The organism is Kineococcus arenarius subsp. arenarius (assembly GCF_050871845.1).
In the GTDB taxonomy this organism is placed as follows: Bacteria; Actinomycetota; Actinomycetes; order Actinomycetales; family Kineococcaceae; genus Kineococcus.
On record NZ_JBJLSE010000008.1, the window covers coordinates 44325 to 56741 of the forward strand.

Annotated in this window: 8 protein-coding genes; 6 read left to right on the top strand and 2 right to left on the bottom strand. The window is 77.1% G+C overall.

Annotated features, from left to right (window positions below):
- Positions 1-17: 17 nt before the first annotated feature.
- On the bottom strand, positions 18-665 hold the full coding sequence (locus ACRYM0_RS03865; protein WP_432502371.1) for a glycosyltransferase family 2 protein: 648 nt from the start codon (positions 663-665) through the stop codon (positions 18-20).
- Positions 666-810: 145 nt separating this feature from the next.
- Between ACRYM0_RS03865 and ACRYM0_RS03870 the strand changes: the two genes are divergently transcribed.
- On the top strand, positions 811-2613 hold the full coding sequence (locus ACRYM0_RS03870; protein WP_432502320.1) for an ABC transporter ATP-binding protein: 1803 nt from the start codon (positions 811-813) through the stop codon (positions 2611-2613).
- A 100-nt stretch (positions 2614-2713) separates the two neighbouring features.
- On the opposite strand, the gene ACRYM0_RS03875 is transcribed toward ACRYM0_RS03870, so the two are convergent.
- Positions 2714-3784: a glycosyltransferase family 4 protein gene (locus ACRYM0_RS03875; RefSeq protein ID WP_432502322.1), complete on the bottom strand. Its 1071-nt coding sequence runs from the start codon at positions 3782-3784 to the stop codon at positions 2714-2716.
- A gap of 61 nt (positions 3785-3845) precedes the next feature.
- Between ACRYM0_RS03875 and ACRYM0_RS03880 the strand changes: the two genes are divergently transcribed.
- The 5 genes from ACRYM0_RS03880 (at position 3846) to ACRYM0_RS03900 (ending at position 12413) form a co-directional block, all read left to right on the top strand.
- Entirely contained in the window at positions 3846-5021 is a 1176-nt protein-coding gene (locus ACRYM0_RS03880; RefSeq protein ID WP_432502324.1) for a glycosyltransferase, read from the top strand.
- Positions 5018-6943 (top strand): glycosyltransferase, encoded by a 1926-nt coding sequence (locus tag ACRYM0_RS03885; protein ID WP_432502326.1) that lies wholly within the window; start codon positions 5018-5020, stop codon positions 6941-6943. The genes ACRYM0_RS03880 and ACRYM0_RS03885 overlap by 4 nt, the downstream gene beginning before the upstream one ends.
- Positions 6940-8967, top strand: a complete 2028-nt coding sequence (locus tag ACRYM0_RS03890; protein ID WP_432502327.1) for a DUF6541 family protein — start codon at positions 6940-6942, stop codon at positions 8965-8967. The genes ACRYM0_RS03885 and ACRYM0_RS03890 overlap by 4 nt, the downstream gene beginning before the upstream one ends.
- Before the next feature lie 180 nt (positions 8968-9147).
- Complete coding sequence (gene glf / locus ACRYM0_RS03895; RefSeq protein WP_432502329.1) at positions 9148-10332, top strand: UDP-galactopyranose mutase; 1185 nt, start codon at positions 9148-9150, stop codon at positions 10330-10332.
- A complete protein-coding gene (locus ACRYM0_RS03900) occupies positions 10329-12413 on the top strand; it encodes a glycosyltransferase (RefSeq protein ID WP_432502330.1) in 2085 nt (694 codons plus the stop codon). The genes glf and ACRYM0_RS03900 overlap by 4 nt, the downstream gene beginning before the upstream one ends.
- The last annotated feature ends 4 nt before the right edge of the window (positions 12414-12417 follow it).

A 12417-nucleotide genomic window follows, 5' to 3' on the forward strand; every position in this document is an offset into this window, starting at 1 on the left:
CCCACGTCGGCGTCCCCTCAGCCCAGCAGCGTCTCGACGAGGATGTTGACGCTGTTCAGCAGCGACTGCCCCTTCGAGCGCGAGTAGTCGGTGTAGCGGATCTCCACCGGGTGCTCGGCCCAGCGCAGACCCCCCCGGCCCACCTGCTCCACGATCTCGCTGGCGTGCGCCATCCGGTCGTGCCGCAGGCGCAGGTGCGCCGCACCCCGCCGCGAGAGCACCCGCAGGCCGTTGTGGGCGTCGGTCAGGCGCACCCCCGTGGAGCGGTTCGTGTAGACCGTCGCCAGGCGCAGCACCACCCGGCGCAGCGGGTCCAGCTGCGTGCGCCGGTCCAGGAAGCGCGAGCCGAACACGACGTCCAGCTCCTCGCGCTCCAGGCGGCGCACCATCTCCTCGGCGTCCTCCACCCGGTGCTGGCCGTCCGCGTCGAAGGTCACCACCGACGTCATCAGCTCGTCGCGCAGGGCGTAGGCGATGCCGGTCTGCAGCGCCGCCCCCTGGCCCAGGTTCACGCCGTGGCGCACCACCGTCGCGCCCGCCGCCTCCGCCACGGCGGCCGAGTCGTCCGGGCTGCCGTCGTCGACGCACACCACGTGCGCGAAGCGGGTGCGCACCTCGCGCACCACGTCGCCCACCACGCCCGCCTCCCGGTACAGCGGCACCACCACCCACGTGCCGGGGTGCGGGTCGGCGCACGGTGCCGGGTGCCGGTCCGGGCGGGGGTCCGCGCCGCGCGGCGTGTCGTGCGGGGTGCTCGTCACCGCACCATCATGGCCGGTCGCACCCGCGGCGTCGGGGAGGATGGCCGGCGTGCGCGAGCTGCTCCGGACCGTCCAGGCCCTGCTGAGGCTGCTGCCGGCCGGCAGCGGGCGCTTCGTCACGCTCTACAGCGCAGCCCAGGCGGCCCTGGCGGTGCTCGACGTCGTCGCTCTGGGCCTGCTGGCGGTGCTGCTGCCCGTCGCCGTGGGCGGCGGCGGGCGGCTGGCCGTCGCCCTGCCCGGGGTCGGGCGGGAGATCGGCACCGGGACGCTCGTGCTCCTGGTCGTCGTCGTCAGCGCGCTGCTCGTCGTCAAGAGCGTGGCCAGCCTCGTGCTCGTGCGCTGGGGCGTCGTGCGCTTCGCCGCGCACGAGGTCGACGTCGCCGACCGGCTCGTGCGCGCCTACCTGTCCGCGTCCTGGAGCTACCGGTTGCGGGCGAGCTCCGCACGCGCCGTGCGCACCGTGGACGAGTCCCTCAACCAGGCGTTCAACGGCTTCCTCATGCCGTTCTCCAGCCTGGTGGCCGAGGTCGCCAGCCTCGCCGCGGTGGGCCTGGTCGTGCTCGTCGCCGCCTGGCAGACCGCCCTGGTGGCCGCCGCGTACTTCGCCGTCGTCGCGTTCGTGCTCTACGCGGTCATCGCCCGCCGGGCCGCCGCGGCCGGGCGCACCGCCGTCAGCACCAGCGTCGACACCGTCCGGCTGGTGCAGGAGTCGTTCGCGGCGACGAAGGAGATCACCCTGCGCGGGCGCGGCGAGCAGCTCGCCGGCGTGGCCCGCGACGTGCGCACCCGCAGCGCCCGCGCCCGCGGCATGGCCTTCTTCTACTCGGTGGGCCCGCGGTTCGTGCTCGAGGCGGCGCTGCTGGGCGGGTTCCTCGTCGTCGGCGCCGTCGCCGTGCTGACCCAGGGCCTGACGCAGGCCGTCACGGCGATCGGCCTGTTCGCCGTGGCCGGTTTCCGCGTCGTGCCGTGCCTGACGCGCCTGCAGTCCGTCTTCGCGACCATGCACGCCCACCAGCCGAACGCCCACGAGGTGCTCGACGCGCTGCGCGAGACCGGCGCCTCCGAGGGGCCGGCGCCGGCGCTGACCCCCACCGGCGACGCCGACGGACTGCCCGCGGGGGCGGTCGAGGTGCGCCTGGAGGACGTCTCCTTCACCTACCCCGGCAGCGCGTCGCCGGCGCTGGACGGGGTCGACCTCGTTGTGCCCGCCGGCTCGCGCGTCGCGGTCGTGGGGCGCTCCGGGTCGGGCAAGTCGACGCTGGTGGACCTCGTGCTGGGGCTGCTGCTGCCCACCGGCGGCCGCCTGCTCGTCGGCGGGCGCCCGCTGGAGGAGGTCACCGGAGCGTGGCGGCAGCGCGTCGGGTACGTGCCCCAGGACGTCGCCCTGCTGGACGCCGACGTGGCCCGCAACGTCGCCCTGAGCTGGAGCGAGGAGGACGTCGACCTCGCCCGCGTGGAACGGGCGCTGGCCGCCGCGCAGCTGACCGAGGTGGTCGCCGCGCTGCCGCAGGGGGTGCGCACCCCGGTGGGGGAGCGGGGGCTGCGCCTGTCCGGCGGGCAGCGCCAGCGCCTCGGCATCGCCCGCGCCCTGTACGCCGATCCGCACGTGCTCGTGCTCGACGAGGCCACCAGCGCCCTGGACGCCGCCACGGAGGCCGCCGTCACCGAGACCGTCACCGGGCTGCGGGGCGTCACCGTGCTCGTGGTGGCCCACCGGCTGTCGACCGTGCGCGACTGCGACGCCGTCGTCGTGCTGGAAGCCGGGCGGGTGCGCGCCGTGGGCACCTTCGACGAGGTCGTCGCCGCCGTGCCCGACTTCGCCGTCCAGGCCGAGCTGTCCGGCCTCGCCTGACCCCGCTCGCCCCACCCCCACTCCACCGTGATCATGCACGGTTGAGTGCTCAACCGTGCATGATCACCGTGGGGTGTGGCGGGGTGGGGGTGGGGACGGGTCAGCGGCGGGGCGGCAGGGTGGCCAGGACCTCGTCGAAGGCGGCGGCGACGGCGGCGGGCGAGAAGCGCTCGCGCACCGGCGCCGCGATCCGCTGCGGCGGCAGGCGCTCGGCCGCGGCGCGCTGCACCGCGTCCGCGAACGTGGCCGGGCCGCGCTCGCCCACCAGGTGCACGCCGGGTCCGGTGAAGTCCCGCGCGCCGCCCCGGGCGCCCAGGACGGCCGGGCGCCCCGCCGCCAGCGCCTCCGCGCCCGCCACGCAGAACGTCTCGTGCCGGCTGGGCAGCAGGAACACGTCGCACGCCGCCCACTCGCCGGCGAACTCCGCCGGCGCGCGCCGCCCCAGCAGTTCCAGCGACCCGCTCACCCCCAGCCGTGCGGCCCGCTCGCGCACCGCCGCCTCCAGCGGCCCGGCCCCCACCCAGCGCAGGCGCGCGTCCACCCCCCGCCGGCGCAGCTCGGCCAGCACCCCCACCGCCAGCAGCGGGTCCTTCACCGGCCGCAGGTTCCCCACGGCCAGCAGCCGCAGGACCGGCCCGCCCGGCGGCGGCACCACCGCCGCCGGGGCCGGCACCACGTTGGGCACGACGTGGCAGGTGCCGTCCCGGCGGAAGGGCACGACCGCGTCCGCGAGGTACCGGCTGACCGCCGTCACCGCGTCCGGGCGCCCCAGCACCCGCCGCGCACCGGCCGCCCGCCGCCACAGCGGCCCGGCCGACGCCGGGTCGGACACGCCCGACCAGTGCTCGGTGTGCAGCCACGGCACCGCCGGGCGCCACGGCCCGGCCAGCGGGCTCAGCAGCAGCAGCGTGGAGAACACGTGCGTGTGCAGGACGTCCGCGCCGCGCGCCGCCTCCCGCGCCGCCGCCAGCGCGGCCCGCACCGACCGCGGGGAGCGCCGGTCCAGCACCAGCCGGTCCACGCCCGGCTCGGGCGCCGCCGGCCGGGACGCCAGGTGCAGCACGCGCACCTCGTGCCCGCGCCGCAGCGCCTCGACGTGCCGGCGCACGAACACGCCCTCCACGCCGTCGGCGCTGCTGGGGTACCAGGTGGTCACGACGGCGATGCGCACTCGGCGATCCTGCCGCGCGCCCGTCCGGGGACCGTGGCGCGTCCGGGTAGGGTCCCGCTCCGTGTCGCCCCTGGTCCGCATCGCCACCCGGACCTGGGCGCCCGACGTGGGCGCCGCCCCGTTCCGGCTGCGCGCACTGGCCCGCGCCCTGACCGCCGCCGGCTGCGACGTGGAGGTCCTCACCACCGCCCCCCGCGGGCCCGTCCCGCCCGACGAGGACGGCGTGCGCACCCGCCGCGCCCCCGTGCTGCGCGACGCCGACGGCGCGGTGCGCGGCTACCTGCCGTACCTCAGCTTCGACGTGCCGCTGACCGGCCGGCTGCTGCTGGGCCGGCGCCCCGACGTCGTCGTGCACGAGCCGCCGCCGACGACCGGCCTGGCGACGCGGCTGACGAGCCGGCTGCGCGCCGTGCCCTACGTCTCCTACGTGCCGGACGTGTGGTCGCTGGGCGCGGTGGCCGCCGGGGCGCCGCGCCCGGTGCTGGCGGCGCTGCGCACCGCCGAGGCCACCGCGCTGCGCGGGGCGGCGGCCGTGCTGGCCGTCACGGACGGCATGGCCGAGGAGGTCGTGCGCGCCGGCGTGGACCGCGAGCGCGTGCACGTCGTCGGCAACGGCGTGGACGTCGACGTCTTCCGGCCCGCCGACCGGGTGCCGGACGCGCCCGGGCTGCGCGCCGTCTACAGCGGCACCATGTCGCAGTGGCAGGGCGCGGAGGTGTTCGTGCGCGCCTTCGCGCAGGTGGCCCGCACCGACCCCGCCGCCCGGCTGGTGATGGTGGGCGGCGGGGTCGACGCCTCCCGGCTGCGGGCGCTGGCCGCCGAGCTGGCCCCCGGCGCGGTCGAGCTGCCCGGCACGGTGGCCCCCGCCGAGTCCGCCCGCCTGCTCCGGGAGGCGGACGTGGCGCTGGCGTCCCTGGTGCCCGGCAGCGGCTACGACCTCATGGCCCCCACGAAGATCGCCGCCGCGGCGGCCTGCGGCACCCCCGTGCTGTTCGCCGGGGTGGGCAGCGGCCGCGACGCCGTGCTGGCCGGCGACCTGGGCGCGGCCGTCGAGCACGACGTCGCGGCGGTTGCGCGGGCGCTGAGCGGCTGGCGGCGCCCGGACGCGGCGCAGCGGGAGCGGCTGCGGGCCTGGGCGCTGCGGCACGGGTCGCTGGCCGCCGCCGCCGACCGGGCCGCGAGCGCCGTGCTGCAGGTGGCCGGGGCACCCGCGCCGCGCGCCGGGAGCGGGTCGTGAGCGGTTCCGCCCCGCCCGCCTGGGAGGCTGGCACCGTGCCCGACGTCCCCGCCGCGCCCCCCGCCGCACCCCCCGGTCCCCGCGTGGTCGCCGTCGTGGTCGCCCACCAGCGCCGGGACCTGCTGGTGGAGGCGCTGGCGGCGCTGGCGGCGCAGACCCGGCGCCCGGACGCGGTCGTCGTGGTGGACAACGCCTCCACCGACGGCACCGGCGAGGCGGTGCGGGCGTGGGCCGCCGACGCCCCCCTGCTGGTGGACCTGGTGCGCCTGGAGCGCAACACCGGCGGGGCGGGCGGCTTCGCCGCCGGCCTGGCGCGCGCGCTGCGCCGGCACGCCGCGGACCTGGTGTGGCTGATGGACGACGACACCGTCCCGCGCCCCGGTGCGCTGGCCGCCGCGCTGGCCGCGCGCGCGGCCACCGGTGCCGTCGTGGTCGCCAGCCGCGTGGTGTGGCACGACGGGCGCGAGCACCCGATGAACACCCCCCGTCCGCGCGCGGGCGCCTCGCGCGCCGAGCGCCGGGCCGCCGCGGCGGCGGGCTGCGTGCCGATCCGCTCGGCGTCCTTCGTGGCGCTGCTGGTGGAGGCGGCGGCGGTGCGCTCCTCGGGCCTGCCGCGCGCGGCGTTCTTCCTGTGGAACGACGACTTCGAGTTCACCACCCGCCTGCTGCGGCACGCGCGGGGCGTGGCGGCGCCGGCGAGCGTGGTGGAGCACCGCACCCGCGTCTTCGGCGGCACCGACGCCGACCCGGGCGAGCGCTTCCGCTTCGAGGTGCGCAACAAGGCGTGGTTGTTCACGCGGTACCGCACCCTCGGCGCGCGCGACACCGTCCTGTACGGCGGCGCGACGCTGCTGCGCTGGGGGCGCACCCTGCGCCGGTCGTCCGCGCGCGGGGTGCTGGTGCGCGGCCTGGTGCGCGGCCTGGCCGAGGCGGCGCGCCCGCCGGCCGCCACCGCGGACGTGCTGGCGGGGCTGGGCGAGGTCAGCGCCGACGTCGTGGCCGTGGAGGACGCCGCCGCGGGCCGCGCCGGGCGCGTCGGGGCGGTCGCGCCGCTGCCGCCGGGGCGGCTGCCGCCGTTCTCGGTGCTGCTGCCGGTGTGGGCGGCCGACGACGCCGCCCTGGTGCACCGCGCCGTGCGCAGCGTCACCGCGGACCAGGAGCTGCGCCCCGACGAGGTCGTCGTGGTGCGCGACGGTCCCGTGCCGGCCGAGCTGGACGAGCTGCTGGCCGCGCTGGAGCGCGGCGGTGCGGCCGGCGTGCCGGTGCGGCTGGTGCCGCTGGAGCGCAACGTCGGCCTGGCCTCGGCGCTGGAGGCGGGCCTGGCGGCCTGCCGCCACGACGTGGTGGCCCGCATGGACGCCGACGACGTCAGCCTGCCGGAGCGCTTCGCGCGGCAGCTGCCGCTGCTGGCGGCCGGGGCGGACCTGGTCGGCACGGGCCTGTGGGAGATCGGTGCCGACGAGGACGACGTGGTGGGCAGGCGCACCCCCCCGACCGGTGAGCGCATCGCCCCCTACGCCCGGTTCCACGACCCCTTCAACCACCCCACGGTGGTGTACCGCCGCTCGGCGGTGGCCGCGGCGGGCGGGTACCGCGACCTGCCGCTGATGGAGGACTACTGGCTGTTCGCCCGGATGATCGCGGCCGGGGCGCGCTGCGAGAACCTGCCCGACCCGCTCGTCAAGTACCGCGTGGGCGCCGACGCCGCGGCGGGTTCCTACGCCCGTCGCGGCGGGCTGCGGCTGTGGCGCTCGGAGCTGCGGCTGCAGCGGCACCTGCGCGCCGAGGGCTTCACCACCCCCGCGCAGGCCGTGCGCAACGTCGTGGTGCGCGGCGGGTACCGCTTCGTGCCCGCGCGGGTGCGCACCGTCGCGTACCGCCGCCTGATCGCCCGCTCCCGGCCGGAGCAGCTGCCCCGGTGATCGCGGGCACGACCCTGGGGGAGGCGGTGGTCGGCACCGCGAGCAGCGCGAGCACGGCGAGCGCGGGGCAGTGGCTGGCCGCGCTGCCCGTGCTGGCGCTGGCCGTGGCGGTGGTCCTCGCGCCGGGCCTGGCCGTCGGGTGGGCGCTGCGCCTGCGCGGGGTCCTGCTGGTCAGCGCCGCCCCGGCCCTGACGGTGGCGGTGGTGGGCGCCTGCTCGCTGGTGACCCCGCTCGCCGGGGTGCGCTGGGGCCTGGGCCCGGTGGCCGCGGGGACGCTGCTGGTGGCCGGTGCCGCCGCGCTCGCGGGCCGGCTGGTGCCGCGGCTGCTGCGCCGGCGGCTGCCCGCGCCGCCCCCGGCGGCCCCGCAGGGGCGGTCGGTGGCGGCGCTGCTGGCCGGCACCGCGATCGCCACGGCCCTGGCCGTGGCGACGTCGGTGCGCGGGCTGGGCCGGCCGGACGTCGTCTCGCAGGCCTTCGACACGATCTTCCACCTCAACGCGGTGCGCCGGGTGCTGGACACCGGCAGCGCCTCGCCCTTCGACGTGGCCCGGTTGACCTCCCCGCAGTCGGGCGGCTTCTACCCGTCCGCGTGGCACGGGCTGGCGGCCCTGGTGGCCGGGCCGACGTCCCCGGTGCTGGCCTCCAACGCGCTGGTGGCCGTGGTGCCGGGGGTGGTGTGGGCGCTGTCGGCCGCGTCGCTGGTGCGCGCCGTGCTGGGCCCGCGCCCGCTGCCGATGCTGCTGGCGCCGGTGCTGGCGCAGGGCTTCGTGGCCTTCCCGTGGTACGTGGACCGCGGGGGGCTGTGGCCCTTCGTGCTCGGCACCGCCCTGGTGCCGGCCGTGCTGGGGGGCCTGGCGCTGGCCGCGGGGGGGCGCGGCTCGCCCGGCCCGCCCGTGCCGGGGGAGCGTCCGCGCGCCCTCGTGGTGGCCGCGGCGGCGGCCACCGGGTGCGCGCTGGCGCACCCGGGGGCCTTCTTCGTGGTGCTGCTGCTGACGACCGTCCTGGCGGTGGTCTCCGTGCTGCCGGCGCTGCTGCTGCCCTGGCGCGGTGCCCGGCAGCACGGCGTGGTGCTGCTGGTCGCGGCGCTGACCGTGCTGGGGGCCGCGGGTGCCGTGGTGTTGGCGTGGCCGTCGCTGCGGGGCATGGCCACGGCGGACTGGCCGGCCACCCGCTCGGTGGCCCGCGCGGTCGCGGAGGCGCTGCGCGGGGCGCCGGCGAGCTCGGGGGCCGGCTGGCTGGTGGGGGTGCTCGTGCTGCTCGGTGCGGTGCGCGCCTGCACCCGCGTGCGGTGGCGCTGGCTGGTCGTCGGCCACGTGGTGGTGGCGGCCCTGGACGTGCTGGCCGCCTCCGTGGACTCGCCGCTCTCCTCGGCGCTGACGGCCCCCTGGTACAACGACCGCGGCCGGCTGGCCGCCAGCCTGCCGGTGACCGGCGTGGCGCTGGCCGTGCTGGGCACCTGCTGGGCCGGCGCCGCCGCCGCCCGCGCCGTGCGGGCCCCGGCGCGGGCCCGGCGCGCCGTCCGGGTGGTCGCGGTGCTGGTGGCCCTGGGCGCGGCGGTGCCGCAGGTGCGGGGCAACGCCGCCCAGCTGGCCAAGAGCAACGTCGACGCCGCCGAGCACCCGAGGAACTCGCTGGTCACGCTGGCCGAGCAGCGGTTCCTGGAGCGGCTGGACCGCTACGTGCCCGAGGGGGACGTGGTGGCGGGCACGCCGTGGGACGGCAGCGCGTTCGCCTACGCCCTGTCGGGGGTGGAGGTGCTCTACCCGCACCTGCGCGGGAACTACCCGGACGACTGGGTGTTCCTCGCCGACCACCTGCAGGACGCCGGCGTGGACCCGGCGGTCTGCCCGGTCCTGGAGCGGAACCGGGTGCGCTGGGTGCTCGACGACGGGCCGCTGTGGCGCCCGCCCCGGCTGGAGCCCGCCGGCTACACCGCCTTCCGCGCCTTCCAGGGGCGGCCGGGCTTCGAGCCGGTGGCCGCGGGGGGCGGGGTCACCCTGTACCGGATCACGGCCTGCGGCTGAGGTCGCGCGGGGTGCGTGCGCGCCGGGTGAGCGCCGTGTGCGTGCCGTGTGCGCGCCGCCGGGCGGCGGGCGCGCCTGGCCCTCGGCCCGGCGGAGGGCCGTTACCCTGAGCGGCATCATGCCTAGGTACAGCCTGCCGCTGCTGCACGCGCCCGCCCCGTCGCGACGTCGGGGGGCGCTGTGAACGCCGACCTCGTCGTCGTCGGGTCGGGCTTCTACGGACTGACCGTCGCGCGGCGGTGCGCCGAGGAGCTGGGGCTGAAGGTCCTCGTCCTGGAGCGCCGCTCCCACATCGGCGGCAACGCCTACTCGGAGGCGGAGCCCACCACCGGCATCGAGGTGCACCGCTACGGCGCGCACCTGTTCCACACCTCCAACGAGCGGGTGTGGGAGTACTGCAACCGCTTCACGAGGTTCACGAACTACGTCCACCGCGTCTACTCGACGTACCGCGGTGAGGTCTACCCGATGCCGGTGAGCCTGGCGACGATCAACCAGTACTTCCGCAAGGCGATGTCCCCCGCGGAGGCGCGCGCCCTGGTGGCCGAGCAGGCCGGCGAGGTCGACACCGCGAGCGCGGACAACTTCGAGGACAAGGCGATCTCGCTGATCGGCCGCCCCCTCTACGAGGCGTTCTTCCGCGGCTACACCGCCAAGCAGTGGCAGACCGACCCGCGCGAGCTGCCCGGCGAGACGGTCACCCGGCTCCCCGTGCGGTACACGTACGACAACCGGTACTTCAACGACACCTACGAGGGCCTGCCGGTGGACGGCTACACCGCGTGGCTGGAGCGACTGGCCGACCACCCGGGCATCGAGGTCCGCCTGGACACCGACTTCCTGCGCGACGGGGAGTTCTCCCGGGACGCGGTCGTGGGGCAGGTGCCGGTCGTCTACACCGGCCCGGTGGACGAGTACTTCGGCGGTGCCGAGGGCGAGCTGACGTGGCGCACGCTCGACTTCGAGCAGGAGGTGCTGCCGGTGGGCGACTTCCAGGGCACCCCGGTGATGAACTACGCCGACGAGGACGTGCCCTACACGCGCATCCACGAGTTCCGGCACTTCCACCCCGAGCGCGACTACACGCGCGAGGCGACCGTCGTGGTCAAGGAGTACTCCCGCTTCGCCGCGCGCGGTGACGAGCCGTACTACCCGGTGAACACCCCCGCGGACCGCAAGCGCCTGCTGGCCTACCGCGACCTGGCCCGGGGCGAGGAGGGCGTGCTGTTCGGCGGCCGCCTGGGGACCTACAAGTACCTGGACATGCACATGGCCATCGGCGCCGCGCTGTCCACGGTGGACAACAAGCTCGCCCCGCACTTCGGCGGGAGCACGAAGCTGACGAGCGGTGGGGTGGACGCGTGAGCACGACGCTGGTGGAGCTGCCCGGCGCGACCTGGCGCACCGTGCACCGGGTCGTCCTGCCGCAGGACCCGGACGCCGACGACCTGGCCCTGTACGTCGACCACGACTCCGCCGTCTCCACCCCGGGGGCCTCCGGCGGCCGCCCCGGCGACGACGGGGGCCAGCTCTCGGGCACCACGGCCACCGAGGTGGGCCCGGCGGCGTTCGCGCTGCGGCACGAGGGCCGCAGCGAGAACGTCCGCGGCCGCCGCGGCCTCGTCGTGGACGCCCGCTCGCGCGTGTCGTTCGGCACCTACTTCAACGCCTTCCCGGCCAGCTACTGGCGGCGCTGGACCACCGCGAGCGCGGTGCGCCTGCGCGTGGAGCTGGCCGCGCCCGGCACCGTCACCGTCTACAAGTCCAACGCGCGCGGCCTGCGCCAGCGGGTGACCTCCAGCACCGTGCAGCCGGGGCAGCCGCTGGTGGCGGACCTGTCGCTGGCGACCTTCGGCGACGGCGGCTGGTACTGGTTCGACGTGGCCGCCGGCGCCGAGGAGACCGCGCTGGTCAGCGCGGACTGGCAGGTCGCCGAGGAGGCCCCGCCGCCGGCGTCGACGCTGTCGATCGCCGTCACCACGTTCAACCGCCCCGACTACTGCCTGTCGCTGCTGCGGACGCTGGCCGGCGCCGAGGACGTGCGGGCGGTGCTGGACCACGTCTACGTCATGGACCAGGGCACGCAGCTGGTGGCCGACGAGCCCGGCTTCGCCGAGGTGGCCGCGGCGCTGGGCGATCAGCTGCGCATCGTCCGCCAGGGCAACCTGGGCGGCTCGGGCGGCTTCTCCCGCGGCATGCGCGAGACGCTGCGCGAGGGCCGCAGCGACCACGTCCTGCTGCTGGACGACGACATCGTCGTGGAACCGGAGGGCGTGCTGCGCGCCCTGCAGTTCGCGCAGTCCTGCCGCACGCCCACCGTGGTCGGCGGCCACATGTTCGACATGTTCGACCGCAGCGTCATGCACTCCTTCGGCGAGCGCATCGACAGGTACCGCTTCTTCTGGGGGTCGGTGCCCGGCGTGCAGGAGCGCCACGACCTGTCGGCGCAGAACCTGCGCTCGACGCCGTGGATGCACAAGCGCGTCGACGTGGACTACAACGGCTGGTGGATGTGCCTGATCCCCGTCTCGGTGATCCGCGAGGTCGGTCTGTCGCTGCCGGTGTTCATCAAGTGGGACGACGCCGAGTACGGCCTGCGCGCGGCGGCGGCGGGTTTCCCGACCGTGAGCCTGCCCGGTGCGGCCGTCTGGCACGTGTCCTGGATCGACAAGGACGACGGCACGGACTGGCAGGCGTACTTCCACGAGCGCAACCGCCTGGTGGCGGCCCTGCTGCACTCGCCGTACCCGCACGGTGGGCGGATCTTCCGCGAGAGCGTCTTCACCGACGTCAAGCACCTCATCTCGATGCAGTACTCCACCGAGGTGCTGCGCCTGATGGCGTTGCAGGACGTCCTGTCCGGCCCGGAGCACCTGCTCGCCACGCTGCCCACGCGCACCGCCGAGGTGCGCGCGGCGCGCAAGGACTTCGTCGACGCGCGCACCTCCACCGACGTCGACGCCTTCCCCGCCCCGCACCAGCGCAAGCCCCCGCGCAAGGGCAAGGAGCCGACCTCGCCGAACCGCTTCACGCTGCTGCCGTGGGCGGCGGCGGTCGTGGCCCGGCACCTGACCGCTCCCGACCCCGAGGCGCTGGCGCGCCCCGAGAAGCAGGTCGCGGCGATGGACTCCACGTGGTGGCGCCTGGCGCACTACGACTCCGCCGTGGTGTCCACGGCCGACGGCACGGCCGCGGCCTGGTACAAGCGCGATCCGCGCGCCTTCCGCGACCTGCTGCGCCGCAGCGCCGACGCGCACCGGCAGCTGTGGGCGCGCTGGGACGAGCTGGCCGCCGCCTACCGCGCGGCGCTGCCCGGCTTCACCTCCCCGCAGGCGTGGGACGAGGTCTTCGACGCCAGCACCGTGCCCGGCGCCCGGGCCGAGTCCCGGTCGCCGGCGCCCGCGGACGGGGACGTCGCCCGCGCGGGCGCGGGAGAGGAGCGCTGAGCGG